The organism is Pseudomonas sp. SJZ131, assembly GCF_007828705.1.
Taxonomy (GTDB): domain Bacteria; phylum Pseudomonadota; class Gammaproteobacteria; order Pseudomonadales; family Pseudomonadaceae; genus Aquipseudomonas; species Aquipseudomonas prosekii.
In genome coordinates this window covers 1338172-1355323 of sequence record NZ_VIVC01000002.1, presented here as the reverse complement: position 1 = coordinate 1355323, position 17152 = coordinate 1338172, and the positions used below count along the sequence as shown (strand labels likewise).

Here is a 17152-nt window from a genome sequence, read left to right as displayed (position 1 = left end):
CCGCAAACAATCAACGCCGCTTGCGAGAACTCAGGCGAATCCAGGTTGGCGCATGGTCGCTGGCATGCGGCTCGTTGCGCACCCAGGCATCGACGCCGGCCTCATGCAGATAAGGGCTTAGGGCCGGATTAAGCAGTAAGTGATCAATGCGCAAACCGGAGTTTTTCTGCCAATGCTGGCGGAAATAATCCCAGAACGTGTACAGCCGATCTTCCGGATAGAGATGACGCAGGGAATCGGTCCAACCCTGATCAAGTAATCGCTGGTAACACTCGCGACTCTCGGGTTGCAGCAACGCATCCTTGAGCCAGGAGCGCGTGTTGTAGATGTCCATGTCGGTCGGCACCACGTTGTAGTCGCCGGCCAGCACCACCGAGTGATCACTGGCTTGCAGCGCTTGCGCATAGCCGATCAGCCGTTCGAACCACGCCAATTTGTAATCGAACTTCGGGCCCGGCTGCGGGTTGCCATTGGGCAAGTACAGGCAACCGACCAACACGCCGTGCACCGCGGCTTCGATATAACGGCTTTGCGTGTCCGCCTCATCACCGGGCAAACCGCGCCGACTCTCCAGCGGCTGCGCATCCCGCGCCAGAATCGCCACGCCATTCCACGAAGACTGGCCCTGCCAGATCGCCCCATAACCGGCAGCCTCCAGCTCGGCAGCAGGGAATGCACTGTCGACCGACTTGAGCTCTTGCAGGCAAACAACGTCCGGTTTCTCCCGCTCAAGCCACGCCAACAAATTAGGCAAACGCGCCCGCAGTCCATTAACGTTGAACGTGGCAATTCGCAAGTTTTTCATCAACCAATGCTCCCGGCAGCGAGGTGTCTAGGGTGTGACATCGGGCCATTGCGGTGGTTGCGTCGGCGTTGCGGGCGGAGCTGATTGGGAGCGGAACTGTAGGCGAAACCTGATATGTCGGACGTGGATGCGAAAGCACGCTTACCAAGGTAGTCGTGAACCATTCGTCACCTGACCGGCACCAACCGCGCAGCCTCAAACACCAATATCAGGTAACGACTCATTTCTGGAGACGTACCATGATCACCAAAAAAATTACTTCGCTGCTGCTCGCAGGTTTGCTTTGCAGCGCATCGGCAGTTTATGCGGCCAACGATGCGCCGGATGCCACCGGGACTAAATCCGGCGGGGTCAGCGGTTCGACGTTGCCACCTAACAGCACACCCGGCGCACCTTCTGGCGGCAACAGTTCGGGCAACGGTTCCGGCACCACTGGCGGCGGTTCTGGCTCATCGAGTTCGGGAACTGGCGTCAACAGTGGCGCGGGCGGTAACGGTGGCAGCAGCGGTTCCGGCGCGGGCGGCGGCACAGGTGCGCCGGGCGGTGGAACGGGTGGCGCTGGCGGCGGGACGGGTAGCTGAACGCGAAAAGGCAGTTTCTGATTTGGTTATTTGAAATCAGGCCTGCCCTTTCGCCCTTCTATCGATCCGAACGCATCAGCGCCTCGACGCCGCCCTCCATCGACAGCACCGCCGTGCGATTACGTCCGGAGTGTTTGGCTTGATAGAGGGCGGCGTCCGCGCGCTGGATGAACACTTCCACGCTGTCGCGGCCACTCGGTACAAACGAATAACATCCCAGGCTGACGGTCACGTGCCCGGTCGGCGAACCGCTGTGCGAGATGTTTTTGTCGATGACGCTACGGCGAATTTGCTCGGCAATCACCATCGCGCCGTGAATGTCGGTATCCGGCAGTAAAGCTGCAAACTCTTCCCCGCCGTAACGCACTGCCAGATCAGCGTTGCGCTGGCAACAACTCTTTAGCGCACGCGCCACTTCTGCCAGACAGTGATCCCCGGCGACGTGGCCGTAGTTGTCGTTGTAACTTTTGAAGAAATCGATATCGAGCATGATCAGGCTCAGCGCGCTGCCCTGCCGCGCGCCGCGTCCGAACTCGATGTCGAGCGCGCGCTCGAAAAGGCGCCGATTGGCCAGGCCGGTGAGGCTGTCGTGGGTGGCGATCAGCTCCAGCGCTTCCTGGGCGGTGCGCAAATCGGCTTCGATCCGCCCGCCATCGCGGACCTGATGAATGAATACCCAGCCAAACAAACCGATCCCCAAAATCACCAGCGCAACGATGACGCTGGCCTGAAACGCATTGGCGTACCAGTCCTTGAGAATCGCGTCTCTGGACGATGCTGCCGACACCACCAGCGGATACGCTTCCAACTGTCGATAACCGTACAAACGCACCGTGTCATCGACCACCGAATTGATCATCGCGTTGCCCGCGTTCGCCAGCGGCAAGTGCTTCTGAAAAATCGCGCCTTGGGCCACCGACGTTCCGATTTGCGACTCCATGAATGGCCGTCGAGCCAGCAGCGTGCCGTCGGTGCGCGCGAGGAACATTGCGCCGTTTTCATCGATGCTGAAGCTTTTGAAGAACTCGTCGAAGTAGGCCATTTTGATCCCGGCCAGCAGCACACCGGTAAAGTTGCCGTGATCATCATTGACGCGTTTGGAAACAGGAATAATCCACTCGCCGTTTTCGCGACTGCGGATGGCTGGGCCGATGTGTGCCAGCGACGAGACGTTTTGTTGATGAAACTGGAAATATTCGCGATCAGCCACACCGGAACCGTGAGGCAAATCGTCAAACGAAGTGATAACCCACTGGCCCTGCCGGTCGAACAGGAAAATCCCGCGCAACTGCTGCAGCGATTGCACGCGCCGAGAGAAGGTCTTCTGCAGCCGCGATAATTGCATCCGGTCGTAACCGTCGGCCTGAATCCAGTCGGCCAGACTGGTCAGCACCAGATCGGCTTTCATGAACGTGTCTTCGGCCTGCTGCGCCATCGCCCGGGTGAGGTTTGATGAAGCAACTTCGGCCAACGCCAGATCGTGACGCCGCGACTGCTCCAGTTGCAAGTACAGCAAGCCGCACAGGCATAGGCAAACCGCCGCAATAAATAACGCCGCAGCCTTGAGCAAGGGCAAACGTTTCAGTGCGCCGGGTGCGTGGTGCGATTCGTGAATGGGGATAGGCAAAAGTGTTTCCTGGAGGGCACGGCATGGGCGACGGCCCAAAGCCCTTGTTTTTTTTTGTAAGCGTAGTCTACGGTGTTGAGCGAGGCCAACGGGCAAACAGTTTGGCCTCGCCCTCCAGTTATCCGCCGCGAGCGTAGAAACCTTACAAAAAACTCTTGGGAAAATTGTTTCAGCGGGTCTTTATTCACCAGCAGGACGACTCTCTCTATTTGAGTATGGGTTTGTTTATTTCTCGCAGGAGGTCCGCGGTCGGGATGTACATTGCGTTGGAGTAGTAGGTTTCGTAGCCGTATGCGGTGATACGGACCCTGCAAGGAATGCTGCTCTTGTCAGCCAGAATTTCATTTAACTCATTTGAAGCAAGGTTTCGTCTCGATCCGCCACTGTTACTGACTTCACTCAACAGAGCACTTGTTACATAGTTAAATGTTCCTTTTTCCTGACTCTGCCCGTCGCCCTTGATGGAGCCGAGCACGGCAAACTGCATATGATGACCTATCGAAAAATCTTGATCATTTCCCAATGCGCAAACCAGAAAAGCCGCAGCGTAACCAACACCCTTGCCTCGATCAAATAAATCCAGAAGATTAATATTAGAACTATAACTGACATCATAAATCGGATATCGATTGTCTCTCTCTATAGACATGTAACTCAAATCAGCCTCAGGTTTGACATGCTCCCGCGCGCATCCCGAACAAACAACCATGAGCAGTAACGCAATCGACTTCTTCATATCAAGAAAACTCTTTCATAATCGAATCGAACAGCAGATCACTCGCAGATTTTCCACCAGAGATTTTGGCGCTAAATAAGTCAGGAGCGTTTGCATGGTTAGTATCAACGTTCGCATTGATCGACGGCCCGCAGGTGATCACCCATTTTTCTCCAAAGTCCGCTACACCATCGGAGGCATCAGGTCTGGAAGGAGTGGCTCTGACGTTGATCCAGTCTTCAGAAACTGGCTCCGGCCGATCCAGATAAATATCCGAACCCAGCCAAACCAAAGCGCCTTCGCCAACCGGATCCAGTGTAATCAACAGTTTTACCTTGTATCCCCATTCAGTCATTATTCTGGTCAGATGTCCGCTATTCCACCCGCCTAGACTGTGCCCCACTATAAAGACCGGGCAGCTCTTATATGGAATAAGACTCAACACATGCCTTTGAATATCCTGCTTGCCTCTTATTTCGTTGTAGCCCAACCATTGAGAGGTATATTTTCCTTCAGCTACTAACGGTTGGGCACGCACATCAAAATCCTGCCAGGCAAATTTTATATTCTCGTAGGGACCGGAAAAATAATAACGCTCTTTATCTCCTGCCCCGCCAACAAAGAAAACAATCGCCTTGGTACTCTCAATCGGCACCGTCTTCTCACTGACATCTTTCTTGTCCGTCAGCGTATGTTCACCCTGCAGCTTGTAAGTTTTGCCCTTCGCGCAGGTCACTGTTTCAGCACACATACCTCACTCCTCCAAAAACAGTTTGACGCTTTCAGGCAGGTGCGAGCTGATGGCGTGGGTGAAGCCGGCTGCGTCGGAAACCCCGTGCTCCTGGCGCCCATCGGCGCGCAGGATCATGTACGGGTGATCAGGCATCGGGGCGCCGGTGACCGCGTTCACCAGTTTCAACTTGTCGGTGAAATTGACCGGCATCGGCACCAGGCCGGTAAACGGCGCCGTGACCACCGTATCGCCAATGATTACCGTGCCCGAGCCGCCGATCACCACATTGCCGTGGCCGCCGGTGCTGTCGAGTGTTGCGGCGTTCAGGCCGTTGATGAATACCGTCGCCGATACGCCGCCGGTGATCGGGCTGCCGCATGCCGATTTGTCCGTCAGGCGCGCAGCCGCGAGGCCGTCGAAATTGACGTCGGGAGAACCGCTGGCGATGGGATTGGTGCCGTGACCCGGCAGTGGACACGCGGTGGGATCGGTGAGGCGGGCGGCGGGTTTTCCGCTCATGAACAAGCTCCTTGCAGGCTTTTCTGACAATCCATTGAACAAGCGCGCAAGGATGAGGGATGCCGCGAAGATGTTCAAACCTGAATGCAAAAAATGGGCGTCCGATAACGCCCATCAATCCATCCGAACAACCGATTACCGCGATGGCGGAACGCGGATATCGCCCGCGCGACATTGAGTTTTCACACCTTTGCCACACGCGCCGAATTGCAGGTCCTTGCCCATGCACACGCGCACTTCCGACAACTCCGGGCCGCTGCAAATAACCGCGATACCGTCCGCTGGAATGCCCGGATTACTTTCGCGAAACAGCTCGGCGATTTTCTGCGCCGGCAAGTAAACCGTGCCACTGAACGGCTGCAGTTTTTCCGGGACTTTCACTGCGCCAACCGCCTTGTCTGCTGCGTCCAGATAACCCGTGGCTCCAAGACCGCTGCATGTTCCGTGCTTGGCCCACTCGTGTTCAAGCAACTTTGGTGTCGGAAATAACGTCAAGCCACGCTTTTGCTCCGCAGGTGACAATGCAACTTTTGGCGGGCACGACTCGGGCCAGCCGCCATTCGCGTATTGCGGCCACAACCCGTGAAGCACAAAACCGTAGCCTTTACCGGAACACTGCGAATCGTCTTTGTGGGTCAGGCAGAAAGTTGGCGACCAGGACAGCGTCAGCAAATAGTAATCAAACACCCCCGCCACCGACTCAGCCTGAGGTTTGCCATGTTGCGACGTCCGCGCCTGGCTCAGGCCAATCTGCCCGAACGTGATTGCCAACATGGCGACAACTGCATACAGCTTTTTCATAGACCCACTCCTTGGGAATAATGATGGTTTTGATCCTTGGCCGACGATCGACCACAGGGGTTTTTGCCATGTCGGTGTTTCAATCGCATGACGCAAGGCAAAACGTGGATTACCTTGGTAACGCTATGATCACACTTGGATCACGACAGGGAATCGACATGAGCAAGGCAGACGAACTCGCCGCAAAACTGAAAGAAACCCGGCACACCGACGCGGACGCGACCACCGCTACCGATCAGGCGATCGACAGTTGGCCCGGCCAAGTGTACGAAATGTATCACCAGATCGAAGCCTGGCTGAAGCCTCTGCTTGAAGCCGGCCTGAGCATGCGGCGCAATCCTACGCACGTGTTTGAACGTCATCTCAACGGCGCAACTTATGCTTATTCAATCGACCAACTGGTGATTGAAGGCAATCACCACAACATTACCTTCGTGCCGATTGTGCGGTTCACCGCCGACGGTCAGGGTCGTGTCGAAATTCATTTGAAGGACAAGGAAATCCCTCTGCTGCGAACCGTTGACGAACACGGCGGGTCGCATTGGTGGCTGCAATCGATCGAACAAACCGGGCAACAAACCGATGCGATTGCGCTGACGGAGGTGAACTTGCTTTCAGTAGTGCAAGAAGGCTTGGAGCTCTAAGCCCGAACGCTTTTCAATGCAGGAGCGAGCGTGCTCGCTCCCATTAGATTCAGTAGGTGTTCTGCCCTACCGCTGCTTGCAAGTCCAGAGGCGGTAACTTCGCTGGCAAGTTCAGCGCCTTCAGCACTGGATTGTCATAGCCATACACATCCGGTTTGAATGCGACGCGGCCATTGCTGCCCATGTCCACCGTCCAATAAGCCAACAACACTGGCACTTTCACAGGTAGCCGAATATTCTCCGTCCGGCCATTGGCCAATTGCTTTTGAATACCGGCGCTGCTCCAGCGCACTGGGTCATTGAACAACAACTCGACTAACTGCAAAGGGTTCTCCACCCGGATGCAGCCCGAACTGGTGGCGCGAACATTCTTCGCAAACAGCTCCCTGTGCGGGGTGTCGTGCAAGTAGATCGCGTAGTCATTGGGGAAGCGGATAACCACTTGGCCTAACGAGTTTTCCGGCCCGGCGTCCTGACGCAAAGTAATGCCGCGCGGGTTGCTCCAATCGATGGTCGATGGGTCCAGCAAGTTACCTTCCCGATCCAGCGGCCGAATCCGATTGGCACTGAGGTAGTTCGGGTTGTTCAGAATTTTCGGCAACACGTCTTCTTTCAGAATCGTCGGCGGAACGGTCCAGGTCGGGTTGAACGTGACGTAAGTGATTTCAGCCTGGAAGATCGGCGTACTTCGATACGGCTTGCCTACCTGAACACGTGAACGCCAGATGGGTTGACCATCGCGATACAGCGCCACTTTGTACCCGGCAATATCAACGATTACAAAAGTGCCCTGCAGCTTGTACAGCAGCCAACGCGCGCGCTCCATGTTGACTCTTACTTGATCGATACGCGCTTGTACCGGCACGTTCAACGCCGCGAGAGTGGCTGCCCCGGCAACACCATCTGCGCCCAGATATTGTTCCGTTTGATACTTCTTCACTGCGGCGATAACTGCATCGTCGTACGTGTTGTTCTTGCTGGTCCTGGTGTCCAGATAACCGCCCGCTGCCAGACGCGCTCGAAGTTGCGCAACTGCTGCGCCATCCATGCCTGGTTTGAGCGATTGCCCGTCAGTAACTTTCGGCCAACCACCGCGGTCACGAATCTGCCGCAACTGTGCCAATGCCTGACGCAGCCCTACATAAACCGCTTCCTGCGGCGGCGCCTCGGCAAACGCTCGGGCGACATCGTGAGTGTCCAGCGCGTTGAAAAAGTTATTCACGTCGTCCCGAGGATCGGCACCGGCAATGTCGAAATTCCAGTGCATGTCCAACCGCGCCGGGTCAACTTTGCCGCGACGTAATTGCAGTAACGCCGTGAGGTAAGTGCGAGTCGCCGCAAGATCGAAAGCGGCTTGTTGCGCAGGTATTGGCGCCGTGTTCTGCATTGACGCCTGGGCCATGATCAGATCATTACCTCGAAAGTCTGCAGGCTCGAGACCGTCGATTTGCGTTTCTTCAAGACTCTTCAACAACTGCGCTACATCGTCAGCATTAGTCCACGCCGCGCGAAACTGGCGGTGCGTATAGAAATCCAGCACTACACGGTTAACGTCGATGCGCTGATGCTTCGGCCGTGTTTGCAACGGCGGGAACGCGGAAATCAGCGGCTCCAGCGTTGCGCGTATTTCTTGAGCGACGTTATCGTCCGGTATCGCCTCGATCAGGCTGATCGGCGGATTTTGCCCCTCAATCGACGAAGTTTCCGCGTGCGCAGTGCCGCCGATCAGAAAGACCATAAAAAAGGCATGGCTTATGACGAATAACCTTGATAGTTGCCCCATGGATAATCCTTAATCTCCTGCGCTCAGCACATGGCGTTTGCACTGCTAAACTCGAAATAACTTGATGAGACATCTCTATGGCGCTAAACCGCTTTGGCTTTCTATGCTCGGTCCTGCTGTTGGCGGCAACGTCAATTCCAGCAGCCTACGCCGATTCTCTCGCCGCCGCCCTCGCCAAAGCGGCCCCTGGCGCTAACGCAAAAGTCATTGGCCTGGCCGTACGCGCCTCCCAATGCAGCATCGCCCGAGGCGCCGCGCCAGTCCAGCGACTCGCCGTCATCGACTATTCATTGCCTTCGACCGAACAACGCCTCTGGGTGTTCGATTTAAAGAAGCGCAAGTTGCTCTTTCATGAACTCGTCGCCCATGGCCGCAATAGCGGCGAAAACATGGCAGTCAAGTTCTCCAACCAGAACGAAAGTTTCGCCACCAGCCTTGGCTTATACCGCACCCAATCGAGTTACGTCGGACAAAACGGCTACTCGTTGCGCATGGAAGGCCTGGAGCCTGGCTTCAATGACAACGCGTTCGACCGCGCAATCGTGATTCACGGCGCCCCGTACGTCAGCCCAGTGCTGGCCCGCGCCAATGGTCGAATCGGCCGAAGCTTGGGTTGCCCGGCAGTACGACCGGCGATTGCTCATCGGTTGATTGACTCGATGAAGGGCGGGCAATTGCTGTTTTCGTATTATCCGGATCAGCGTTGGTTGAAGACTTCTTCCTTCGTTAATTGCGGCAGTTCGACGGTAGCCGACGCGTCCGGGCCATCGACGACTCGTTAAGCGTGTCGAGGATGTCGCTGAACAGAGCCCCCGCTTCAGCGACTCAATCCTGATAAACTGCGCGCCTCTCAGCCATACCCCAATTCCAGATCCCAATGCCCCCAATCACCGCCACGCCCGCCCCGCTGTCTCGACGTTTTTCTGTTGCGCCGATGATGGATTGGACCGATAGGCATTGCCGTTTTTTCCTACGGCTGCTGTCGAAGAACGCCTTGCTCTACACCGAAATGGTCACCACTGGCGCGCTCCTCAACGGCGATCACGAGCGCTTCCTGCGACACAACGAAGCCGAACACCCACTTGCGTTGCAACTGGGCGGCAGCGTGCCGCTCGACTTGGCCGCTTGCGCGCGCATGGCTCAGGATCACGGCTACGACGAGGTCAATCTGAACGTCGGCTGCCCGAGTGATCGGGTGCAGAACAATATGATCGGCGCGGTGTTGATGGGGCATCCGCAGTTGGTCGCTGATTGTGTGAAGGCAATGCGTGATGCGGTGTCGATTCCGGTGACGGTGAAGCACCGCATCGGCATCAACGGCCGGGACAGCTACGCGCAGTTGTGTGATTTTGTTGGCACGGTTCGCGATGCTGGCTGCAGCAGTTTTACCGTGCATGCGCGAATTGCGATTCTGGAAGGCCTGTCCCCGAAGGAAAATCGCGACATTCCGCCCTTGCGCTACGACGTTGCGGCGCAGTTGAAAAAGGATTTCCCGGAGCTGGAGATTATTCTCAACGGCGGAATCAAGACGCTGGAAGCCTGTCACGAGCACTTGCAGACGTTCGACGGCGTGATGCTCGGCCGCGAGGCTTATCACAACCCTTACGTGATGGCTGAAGTGGATCAGCAGTTGTTCGGCAGCATCGCGCCGGTCATCACGCGCGCAGAGGCGCTGGCGCAATTGCGTCCTTATATTGCCGCGCACATTGAGGCCGGCGGTTCGATGCACCACATCACTCGTCATGTGTTGGGCCTGGGCACCGGGTTCCCGGGGGCGCGCAAGTTTCGCCAGTTGTTGTCGGTGGATATTCACAAGGCCAAGGAGCCTTTGGCGTTGCTGGATCAAGCGGCGGAATTGCTTGAGGGGCGTTAACGGTCAGTTGACTTGAACCTGTGCGCCGATTTGGCATCGTATTTACCGATACCGCGCCTCGCCATTCAAACAGCCGTTTCCCGGTTGTTGCCGCTGGGCCCTTCGATACGCACGTACGCCCTTGAGTGGCTGTCAGCGCTCGGGTAATGTCATCAGACCCATAGGACAGAGCACGCCCATGACTTCCAAGCTGGAACAACTTAAACAAATGACTACCGTCGTTGCCGACACTGGCGACTTCGAAGCAATCGCTCGCGTTAAACCCGTGGACGCTACCACCAACCCTTCCCTGCTGTTGAAAGCTGCGGCCATCACCGGTTATGCCGAGTTGCTGAACGCTTGCGTTCACGACTGCAAGGGTGACGTCGGCCTGGCCAGCGACCGCTTTGGTGTCGCTGTCGGCAAAGAAATCCTCAACGTGGTCCCGGGGCGCATCTCCACCGAAGTGGACGCGCGTCTTTCGTTCGACACTGACGCCGTATTGAAGCGCGCGCACCGGCTGATCGAACTGTACGACAAGGCCGGCGTTGGTCGTGACCGCGTACTGATCAAGATCGCTTCGACCTGGGAAGGCATCCGCGCCGCCGAGATCCTGGAAAAGGAAGGCATCCAGACCAACCTTACTCTGCTGTTCTCCTTCGCTCAGGCAGCCGCTTGCGCTGACGCCGGGGTATTCCTGATTTCGCCGTTCGTGGGTCGCATCTACGACTGGTACAAGAAGGCCAACGGCAACGACTACACCGGCGCAGATGATCCGGGCGTGCAGTCGGTGACGCGCATCTACAACTACTACAAGGCCAACGACTACAAAACCGTCGTGATGGGCGCCAGCTTCCGTAACCTCAATCAGATCGAGCAGTTGGCCGGTTGCGACCGTTTGACCATCAGCCCGGACCTGCTGGAGAAACTGGCAGCGGACAACGGTAAGCTTGAGCGTAAATTGGCGCCAGGCCATGCCGGCGAAGCGCGTCTGAGCCTGAATGAAGCGCAGTTCCGTTGGTTGTCCAACGAAGATGCGATGGCTACCGAGAAACTGGCCGAGGGCATTCGTCAGTTTGCTCGCGATCAGGAAAAGCTTGAGGCGTTGCTGCAAGCCAAGCTGTGATCTAGTTCAGCGCAATGCAAAAAGGGCGAATCCTTACGGGTTCGCCCTTTTTTGTCTGTTCGCGGTGTGGTTGGAAGTCTTGAGGACGCCTTCGCGAGCAAGCTCGGCTGCTACAGGTCTGGATCGATCACCGTAAAGGGTCGACGACTCATCGATTTCAGAATCAGTGACGCTCTAAAGCATTCACCAGATCATGAAACGCCTCACGATTGGAGTCGTTCAACCCCATCAGAATCTTGTGCGCTTCCAGCACTTTGATCCGCACGATTTCTTCGGACTGATCCTGATCCGGCAAATCGTCCAGGCACTCAGGGCACGGCACAGGGTGGTCAACGATGTTGAACACTTGCTCGAAGCCCATGGACTGCAGCAAACGGGTGATGTCTTCGTGGGTGGTGACGACGGTCGGCAGCAAGCCGACCTTTTGCCGCGACAGGATCGACAGTTTGGCCAGCAGGCCCAGCGTGGTGCTGTCGATGCTGCGGGTTTCGGTCAGGTCGATCACGATCGCGTTGAAGTTCAACGCCGTGAAGATCCGCTCAATAGTCGCATCCAATGCCGAACACAGGGTCAGGCGAACTTCACCGACGAACTTCAGGACGAAGGTGCCGTCCTGCTCGGCGAACTGGATTCTACCGGTACTCATTAAAGATTCCTGCTCAACACCAACAGGGCGATATCATCCGGCATCTCCCCTAGCGTGGCCAATCCAAAAACCTGCCGCAACCCATCCAGGGTGCCGCCCGCAGCCTTGACCCGTTGGGGCAACGCCGCTTCTTTCTCTTTGAGCGTAGGTTCTGGCAAGAGGTCCAGAATACCGTCGGACATCAGCGTCAGGCTGAACGTCGGCGGCAACTCCATTACGTGATCTTCGTAGGTGGCTTCATTGAAGAGGCCGACCGGCAGACCCCGCCCTTCCAGATAACGAACACTGTCTGGCGTGTACAACACAGGCAACGGCAAATGACCGCCGATGCTATAGGTCAACAAACCTGTCTCCTCGTCGATGACACCACCGACCATTGTGACGTGTTTACCCAGCTTACAACTGATCAGGCCTCGGTTGATATGACCAAGTACCTCTGAAGGCTTGAACTCAGGCAACGTGCCGTTGCGCTTGGATTCGAACAGCAAGCGCGTGGTCATGAACTTCAATAGCACGGTAACGAAGGCTGAAGAGGCGCCGTGACCGGAAACGTCCGCCAGGTAAAACGCCACTCGGCGCTCATCGACGCGGAAGTAATCGACGAAATCACCCGACAGGTAAAGCGACGGAATGATCTGGTGCGCAAACTGGAACTCGTCGATGGTCCAGGGACTGACCGGCAGCATGTTCATCTGCACCTGGCGACCGGCGTTCTGGTCTTCCTGGAGCAGGTTCAGGCTGGCTTCGAGTTCGCGGTTGGCTCGTTCAAGCTTGTCGCGATAGCGCTGGTTTTCCAGCATCAGGCGCGCGCGATCCAGGGCTCGACGTACAGAATGCTCCAGCACTGCCAGATCTTCGAGAGGCTTGATCAGGTAGTCCGCCGCGCCCAGGCGCAGAGCCTCGACCGCGTCGTTCATCACGCCGGCACCCGACACCACGATGACCGGCGTCTGCGGCGACAGCTCGGTGACCTGGCGAATGAGTTCGAGTCCGCCCATCTGCGGCATGCGCAGATCGCAGATGACCAAGTCGGGCTTGTCTTGCTCGAATACCTGAAGACCCTGTTGGCCATTGCTGGCCTGCAGGACACTGAAACCACTGTCGTCCAAATAGGCGGCGAGGCTCGCGCGCACTACTTCGTCATCATCGATTATCAGCAGCGTGGCACTGGTTTTTGGCATGTGGGCAAACGGCGCCAGAATTAGGTTGGCGTAGCAGGCAGGGGTTTTGACCCGGCTCTCACTACTGGATTCGCTTTCTAGCCTCTCTGTCGCACTGTTTTCGAGCGTTCGCCCTACAGACAAGTCCACCAGAGGTGCCCTTCTAAGGCGCAGACGGTACTCCCATCCGCGGGGCGTTTCAAGCTCACGCCGATGGTCGCTTGACGTCTTTACTTCTCAAATCACCGGGAGTTATAAGAACAGGCTAAACCGTAACCCAATGGAAGGATCGAGCTCATGAGTCAAACCGATCGGGACTACAGCGAAAAGCGCGATTTCATCCGCATGCGGGTCGATGCCGATGTGTCGCTGATTCACGAGGGCGATGAGGTGCCGGCCGTCTGCATCGACCTTTCCAGCAGTGGTATGCAGGTGGAGGCGCCGCGCCTGTTCAAGGTCGGCGACCGCCTGAGCGTGCGAATCGATTCTGATCACGCGGCGCTGACCGGCCTTGAAGCCGACACCGAAGTGGTGTGGGTCAAGGCGCAGGACGGCGGCAGTCAGAAACTCGGCCTTACAATCTTGAAGATGAAATAAGCCCGAAGCACAAACGAAGAAGGCGGCCAATTGGCCGCCTTCCTTGTTTTACCGCACAGAATCAAAAATCGTCTTCGACCTGGCCGTCTTTGACTTTGAATTCGCGGTTCTGCAAGTACGCATTGCGGATGAAGATGTACTTGTCGCCATTCATCAGCTTCTCGGCCGACAGCAGGCTGGCGCGGGTATCAACGATATTCAGGCCGAAAATCGAGTTACGCACTGGCACGTCATTGATGTAGCGGTACGGGCTGGTGTAGCTGTCGACGTACTTGGACGGCGCATCACGCAGCGTGCTTGGGCCCATCAATGGCAGCATCACGTAAGGACCGCTGCCGACGCCCCAGTAGCCGAGGGTCTGGCCGAAATCTTCGTCGCTGCGCTGCAAGCCCATCTGGGTGCCGACATCGAAGAAGCCCAGCAGGCCGAAGGTGGTGTTGAAGATCAGACGCGCAGTGTCAACGCCAGCGGCAGCCGGTTTGGCCTGCAAAACGTTGTTGGCGAGGTTGGTCACGTCGCCGACGTTGCGGAACATGTTGTGAATGCCATCTTCCAGAAACTGCGGCGTGACGAACTGATAACCCTGAGCCAGAGGCTTCAGCGCGTAGGTATCGACGAAATCGTTGAACTGGAAAATCGGGCGGTTGACGCTTTCCCAAGGATCCTCTTCCGTAGCCGCCTGGGCAGCAAACGGAACCAGCAACACGCTGGCACACACACATAGCTGAGCGAATTGATTGCTCCAGCGCATAGAAAACTCCTTGGATTTGTACGAGCGCGGGCGCGCGGCCCAAGCGTTAAGGCGGCTAGTATAAGACGGAAAAGTCGGTTTAGGCAGCACCGCGCGAGTCGACGTGCAGAAGTCGCCGCCGACGGGCCTGCAATCCAGAGCACTGTCACTCAACTGTCACCGTCCGTCCCTAGGCTTGTCGCTATTTCAGGGACGCTGATATGCCGCAAGCCGAAGCTTTGCCAATCACCGCGCCAAACTTGACCGCCGTGCTGTTTGGCCTCAGTGGTTGCCTGGTGGATTTCGGCGCCCGCACGCAGCAGTCCGGTTTGCCTGGCGAAGAGTTTGCCGAGGTCACGCCTGGTGCGCTGGAGAGCCTGCACAGCTTGCAGCGCCAACAAATTCCGTGTGCCTGGCTTGATGAACTCTCCCCTGCCCTCAGCCACTCCTTGGCGGCTCAATTGCCGCCGTGGATCAAGGCGTCGCAACATCCAGCAACAATCAATCCGTGGCCCGCGCCGAATGCCTGCTGGCAAGCGTTGATGGCATTGAACGTGGATCGTCTGGACGGCTGCGTGCTGGTCAGCGGCGAGCCGCGATTGCTCCAAGCGGGGTTGAATGCCGGATTGTGGACCATTGGCCTGGCGTCCTGCGGTTCGCTGTGCGGGCTGGCGCCGAACGAATGGCAAGCGCTGAGCCAAAAGGATCGCGAACAACGGCGCGGCAAAGCGACCGTGCAATTATTCAGCCTCGGGGTGCACTCGGTCATCGATCACCTCGGCGAGCTCGACACCTGTCTGGCGGACATCAGCCTGCGCCGGCTCAAAGGTGAAAAGCCCTGACTTCAGGCTTATACCGATGAAAGCATGCAGCTTGCCGGCGACTGGATTAATCTAGGGCCCAGCCATAGACCTTTGGCGCGCTGCTGCGGTCTATGCCAGTGCCTATCGATAAAAGGAAGAACGCCATGCCTGCCCGCGAACTGCAAGAACAGCTCAATACTCTGCGCGAGCAATTGGAACAAAATCCGCCGCTCAACGAAGATGAGCGCAAGAATCTGCACGAATTGATGGCGCAGATTGAAGCTCAGATCGAACTGGAAACCCAGGTGCAGAATTCAAGCCTCTCGGACAACGTAAACCTGGCCGTAGAGCGCTTCGAAATAGACCACCCTACCCTTGCCGGCACCTTGCGCAACATCGTGCAAACGCTGGGCAACATCGGGATCTGAACCCGCCAGATAAACAAAAGCCCCGCTAGCAATAGCGGGGCTTTTTCATATGCGGAACGCGCAACGCAGTCCTTGTCGGAGTGAGCCTGCTCGCGATAGCGTTCGTCCAGTCAGCAAAGACGCCGACTGACCCAGCGCTACCGCGAGTTATTGCCGGGCCAGACGATGGTTCGGCAATTGCACGTCTTCAGTGCTGCGATACGGGTTGATATCCAACCCACCGCGACGCACATATCGCGCATACACAGTCAATTTCTGCGGTTTCAACAAACGCTGCAAATCGAGGAAAATCCGCTCCACACACTGCTCATGGAAGTCCGAATGCCTGCGGAAGCTGACGATGTATTCGAGCAGACTCGCATGATCCAGCGCCGCGCCACGGTATTCCACCGCCACGCTGCCCCAGTCTGGCTGGCTGGTGACCGGGCAATTGGATTTGAGCAAATGGCTGTGCACGCTCTCCTCGACGATCCGCGAAGCATCGCAACGCAGCAGTTCCGGGCGCGGCTGTTCGTAGTTGCTGACGCTGATATCCAAGTCATCGATGCACACGCCTGACAACGCCACGACGCCTTCCGCTTCAACCTCGCGCAAGCTGCGAATACGCACGCCAACCGGCTTGCCGGCAGCGGCCGACAGGTCTTTGACCAGCGTCGCTTCGAGGTTCGCAGTATCGGCAAACGGCGTCTGATTCAGCGAGTTGAGGTACAGCTTGAAGGACTTGGATTCGATGATGTTTGGTGAATCCGCCGGGATCGTGAATTCACCAATGGCCACCACCGGTTTGCCCGACGGCAGCAGCCACGACAGTTCGAAGCAGTTCCAGAAATCCACACCTTTATACGGCAGGGTTTCTGCGGTCAGCCCCAACTCCGCCCATTTCGCAGTGCGCGGAATCGGGAACAGCAAGGAAGGCGTGTACGTGGCAATGTATTCGCTGGATTTGCCCAGCGGCGAGTGTTCGGCTGCGGGATGCATGGCGGAAACCTGACTGAAGAATCAGCGGATTCTAGCAGCCTTTGCGCGCGCCTTTGAGTGCTTACTGACTGACAGTCAATTTGCCGACCATGCCCGCCTGATAGTGTCCCGGGATGTTGCAGGCAAATTCGAGGCTGATGGCCTTGGTAAACGTCCAGGTCAACTCGGCCGTCTTACCTGGCGCCACCAACACGCTGTTCGGGTCGTCGTGCTGCATGCCGTGCGCTGGCGATGCGTGGTCCATGCCCGCCATCGCGCTGTGGTCCATTTCCTTCATGGCGGTAGGCGTCAGCATGCCGCTTTGCTGCATCTTCAACATTTCCTGCTGGTGCGCGGCATGCATCGTCGCGTCTCCGAGGTTGAATTCGTGCAGCAATTGACCCTTATTCACCAGAACAAAGCGAATCGTCTCACCGGCCTTGATATCAATGGCCTTCGGATCGAACGACATATCGCCCATTACCACTTCGACACTGCGCTGGGCTTTGGCCGCTGGCGACGGTTGACCGAAGTCGTAAGTCTGCGCGGGTGACGCTTCGATCCCGAAGCTCAGCGCCAGCAAGCACGCGCCCAACGCCAGAGGATTGCGCAAAAACATAGTCGTACTCCAACAAGATAAGGTTC

At 57.0% G+C, this 17152-nt stretch carries 20 protein-coding genes; 8 read left to right on the top strand and 12 right to left on the bottom strand.

The window, feature by feature from the left end:
- Positions 1 to 10 precede the first annotated feature (10 nt).
- A complete protein-coding gene (gene xth / locus FBY12_RS13210; protein WP_145253102.1) occupies positions 11 to 805 on the bottom strand; it encodes an exodeoxyribonuclease III in 795 nt (264 codons plus the stop codon).
- A 239-nt stretch (positions 806 to 1044) separates the two neighbouring features.
- Between xth and FBY12_RS13205 the strand changes: the two genes are divergently transcribed.
- Positions 1045 to 1386: a hypothetical protein gene (locus FBY12_RS13205; protein WP_092270644.1), complete on the top strand. Its 342-nt coding sequence runs from the start codon at positions 1045 to 1047 to the stop codon at positions 1384 to 1386.
- Between the two features lie 58 nt (positions 1387 to 1444).
- Here the strand turns inward: FBY12_RS13205 and FBY12_RS13200 are convergent, their stop codons facing one another.
- From FBY12_RS13200 to FBY12_RS13180, 5 genes are all read right to left on the bottom strand, one after another.
- The gene (locus tag FBY12_RS13200; protein WP_145253101.1) at positions 1445 to 3013 is read right to left on the bottom strand and encodes a GGDEF domain-containing protein; all 1569 of its coding nucleotides are present in this window, start codon (positions 3011 to 3013) and stop codon (positions 1445 to 1447) included.
- A 205-nt stretch (positions 3014 to 3218) separates the two neighbouring features.
- Complete coding sequence (locus FBY12_RS13195; protein ID WP_145253100.1) at positions 3219 to 3749, bottom strand: hypothetical protein; 531 nt, start codon at positions 3747 to 3749, stop codon at positions 3219 to 3221.
- Position 3750: 1 nt separating this feature from the next.
- Positions 3751 to 4479: an alpha/beta hydrolase gene (locus tag FBY12_RS13190; protein WP_145253099.1), complete on the bottom strand. Its 729-nt coding sequence runs from the start codon at positions 4477 to 4479 to the stop codon at positions 3751 to 3753.
- A 3-nt stretch (positions 4480 to 4482) separates the two neighbouring features.
- Positions 4483 to 4980 (bottom strand): PAAR domain-containing protein, encoded by a 498-nt coding sequence (locus FBY12_RS13185; protein ID WP_109520471.1) that lies wholly within the window; start codon positions 4978 to 4980, stop codon positions 4483 to 4485.
- Between the two features lie 135 nt (positions 4981 to 5115).
- Positions 5116 to 5781: a ribonuclease T2 gene (locus FBY12_RS13180; RefSeq protein ID WP_145253098.1), complete on the bottom strand. Its 666-nt coding sequence runs from the start codon at positions 5779 to 5781 to the stop codon at positions 5116 to 5118.
- A 158-nt stretch (positions 5782 to 5939) separates the two neighbouring features.
- Here FBY12_RS13180 and FBY12_RS13175 point away from each other — a divergent pair, with 158 nt between their 5' ends.
- Positions 5940 to 6425: a hypothetical protein gene (locus FBY12_RS13175; protein WP_145253097.1), complete on the top strand. Its 486-nt coding sequence runs from the start codon at positions 5940 to 5942 to the stop codon at positions 6423 to 6425.
- A 49-nt stretch (positions 6426 to 6474) separates the two neighbouring features.
- Here the strand turns inward: FBY12_RS13175 and FBY12_RS13170 are convergent, their stop codons facing one another.
- The gene (locus FBY12_RS13170; protein ID WP_145253096.1) at positions 6475 to 8208 is read right to left on the bottom strand and encodes a murein L,D-transpeptidase; all 1734 of its coding nucleotides are present in this window, start codon (positions 8206 to 8208) and stop codon (positions 6475 to 6477) included.
- Between the two features lie 77 nt (positions 8209 to 8285).
- On the opposite strand from FBY12_RS13170, the gene FBY12_RS13165 reads away from it, so the two are divergent.
- The 3 genes from FBY12_RS13165 (at position 8286) to tal (ending at position 11186) form a co-directional block, all read left to right on the top strand.
- Entirely contained in the window at positions 8286 to 8990 is a 705-nt protein-coding gene (locus FBY12_RS13165; RefSeq protein WP_092270667.1) for a murein L,D-transpeptidase catalytic domain family protein, read from the top strand.
- 95 nt (positions 8991 to 9085) lie between these two features.
- Positions 9086 to 10081 carry a tRNA dihydrouridine(20/20a) synthase DusA gene (gene dusA / locus FBY12_RS13160; RefSeq protein ID WP_145253095.1) on the top strand — a complete coding sequence of 332 codons (996 nt, stop codon included), beginning with the start codon at positions 9086 to 9088 and terminating at the stop codon, positions 10079 to 10081.
- A 178-nt stretch (positions 10082 to 10259) separates the two neighbouring features.
- Positions 10260 to 11186, top strand: coding sequence for a transaldolase (gene tal / locus FBY12_RS13155; RefSeq protein ID WP_092270673.1), 927 nt, complete (start codon positions 10260 to 10262; stop codon positions 11184 to 11186).
- A gap of 163 nt (positions 11187 to 11349) precedes the next feature.
- Here the strand turns inward: tal and rssC are convergent, their stop codons facing one another.
- Complete coding sequence (rssC, locus tag FBY12_RS13150; protein WP_092270676.1) at positions 11350 to 11832, bottom strand: anti-sigma factor antagonist RssC; 483 nt, start codon at positions 11830 to 11832, stop codon at positions 11350 to 11352.
- A complete protein-coding gene (gene rssB, locus FBY12_RS13145; protein WP_092270679.1) occupies positions 11832 to 13013 on the bottom strand; it encodes a two-component system response regulator RssB in 1182 nt (393 codons plus the stop codon). The genes rssC and rssB overlap by 1 nt, the downstream gene beginning before the upstream one ends.
- 276 nt (positions 13014 to 13289) lie before the next feature.
- On the opposite strand from rssB, the gene FBY12_RS13140 reads away from it, so the two are divergent.
- Positions 13290 to 13589, top strand: a complete 300-nt coding sequence (locus tag FBY12_RS13140) for a PilZ domain-containing protein (RefSeq protein ID WP_101207150.1) — start codon at positions 13290 to 13292, stop codon at positions 13587 to 13589.
- A 61-nt stretch (positions 13590 to 13650) separates the two neighbouring features.
- On the opposite strand, the gene FBY12_RS13135 is transcribed toward FBY12_RS13140, so the two are convergent.
- Complete coding sequence (locus FBY12_RS13135; RefSeq protein WP_092270685.1) at positions 13651 to 14340, bottom strand: VacJ family lipoprotein; 690 nt, start codon at positions 14338 to 14340, stop codon at positions 13651 to 13653.
- A gap of 200 nt (positions 14341 to 14540) precedes the next feature.
- On the opposite strand from FBY12_RS13135, the gene FBY12_RS13130 reads away from it, so the two are divergent.
- Positions 14541 to 15161 carry an HAD family phosphatase gene (locus FBY12_RS13130; RefSeq protein ID WP_145253094.1) on the top strand — a complete coding sequence of 207 codons (621 nt, stop codon included), beginning with the start codon at positions 14541 to 14543 and terminating at the stop codon, positions 15159 to 15161.
- Between the two features lie 125 nt (positions 15162 to 15286).
- On the top strand, positions 15287 to 15550 hold the full coding sequence (locus tag FBY12_RS13125; RefSeq protein WP_145253093.1) for a DUF4404 family protein: 264 nt from the start codon (positions 15287 to 15289) through the stop codon (positions 15548 to 15550).
- A 147-nt stretch (positions 15551 to 15697) separates the two neighbouring features.
- On the opposite strand, the gene queF is transcribed toward FBY12_RS13125, so the two are convergent.
- Together queF and FBY12_RS13115 are read right to left on the bottom strand one after the other, a co-directional pair.
- Complete coding sequence (gene queF, locus FBY12_RS13120; RefSeq protein ID WP_145253092.1) at positions 15698 to 16528, bottom strand: NADPH-dependent 7-cyano-7-deazaguanine reductase QueF; 831 nt, start codon at positions 16526 to 16528, stop codon at positions 15698 to 15700.
- A 61-nt stretch (positions 16529 to 16589) separates the two neighbouring features.
- Positions 16590 to 17126: a plastocyanin/azurin family copper-binding protein gene (locus tag FBY12_RS13115; protein WP_145253091.1), complete on the bottom strand. Its 537-nt coding sequence runs from the start codon at positions 17124 to 17126 to the stop codon at positions 16590 to 16592.
- Between the last annotated feature and the right edge of the window lie 26 nt (positions 17127 to 17152).

Bases quoted from the DNA above. Each gene is read 5' to 3' on its own strand.
- FBY12_RS13205 (WP_092270644.1), top strand. From the start codon at position 1,045: ATGATCACCAAAAAAATTACTTCGCTGCTGCTCGCAGGTTTGCTTTGC.
- FBY12_RS13190 (WP_145253099.1), bottom strand. From the start codon at position 4,479: ATGTGTGCTGAAACAGTGACCTGCGCGAAGGGCAAAACTTACAAGCTG.
- FBY12_RS13125 (WP_145253093.1), top strand. From the start codon at position 15,287: ATGCCTGCCCGCGAACTGCAAGAACAGCTCAATACTCTGCGCGAGCAA.
- dusA (WP_145253095.1), top strand. From the start codon at position 9,086: ATGCCCCCAATCACCGCCACGCCCGCCCCGCTGTCTCGACGTTTTTCT.
- FBY12_RS13170 (WP_145253096.1), bottom strand. From the start codon at position 8,208: ATGGGGCAACTATCAAGGTTATTCGTCATAAGCCATGCCTTTTTTATG.
- rssB (WP_092270679.1), bottom strand. From the start codon at position 13,013: ATGCCAAAAACCAGTGCCACGCTGCTGATAATCGATGATGACGAAGTA.
- FBY12_RS13185 (WP_109520471.1), bottom strand. From the start codon at position 4,980: ATGAGCGGAAAACCCGCCGCCCGCCTCACCGATCCCACCGCGTGTCCA.
- FBY12_RS13140 (WP_101207150.1), top strand. From the start codon at position 13,290: ATGAGTCAAACCGATCGGGACTACAGCGAAAAGCGCGATTTCATCCGC.
- FBY12_RS13115 (WP_145253091.1), bottom strand. From the start codon at position 17,126: ATGTTTTTGCGCAATCCTCTGGCGTTGGGCGCGTGCTTGCTGGCGCTG.
- queF (WP_145253092.1), bottom strand. From the start codon at position 16,528: ATGCATCCCGCAGCCGAACACTCGCCGCTGGGCAAATCCAGCGAATAC.
- FBY12_RS13180 (WP_145253098.1), bottom strand. From the start codon at position 5,781: ATGAAAAAGCTGTATGCAGTTGTCGCCATGTTGGCAATCACGTTCGGG.
- xth (WP_145253102.1), bottom strand. From the start codon at position 805: ATGAAAAACTTGCGAATTGCCACGTTCAACGTTAATGGACTGCGGGCG.
- tal (WP_092270673.1), top strand. From the start codon at position 10,260: ATGACTTCCAAGCTGGAACAACTTAAACAAATGACTACCGTCGTTGCC.
- FBY12_RS13165 (WP_092270667.1), top strand. From the start codon at position 8,286: ATGGCGCTAAACCGCTTTGGCTTTCTATGCTCGGTCCTGCTGTTGGCG.
- FBY12_RS13195 (WP_145253100.1), bottom strand. From the start codon at position 3,749: ATGAAGAAGTCGATTGCGTTACTGCTCATGGTTGTTTGTTCGGGATGC.
- FBY12_RS13130 (WP_145253094.1), top strand. From the start codon at position 14,541: ATGCCGCAAGCCGAAGCTTTGCCAATCACCGCGCCAAACTTGACCGCC.
- FBY12_RS13175 (WP_145253097.1), top strand. From the start codon at position 5,940: ATGAGCAAGGCAGACGAACTCGCCGCAAAACTGAAAGAAACCCGGCAC.
- rssC (WP_092270676.1), bottom strand. From the start codon at position 11,832: ATGAGTACCGGTAGAATCCAGTTCGCCGAGCAGGACGGCACCTTCGTC.
- FBY12_RS13135 (WP_092270685.1), bottom strand. From the start codon at position 14,340: ATGCGCTGGAGCAATCAATTCGCTCAGCTATGTGTGTGTGCCAGCGTG.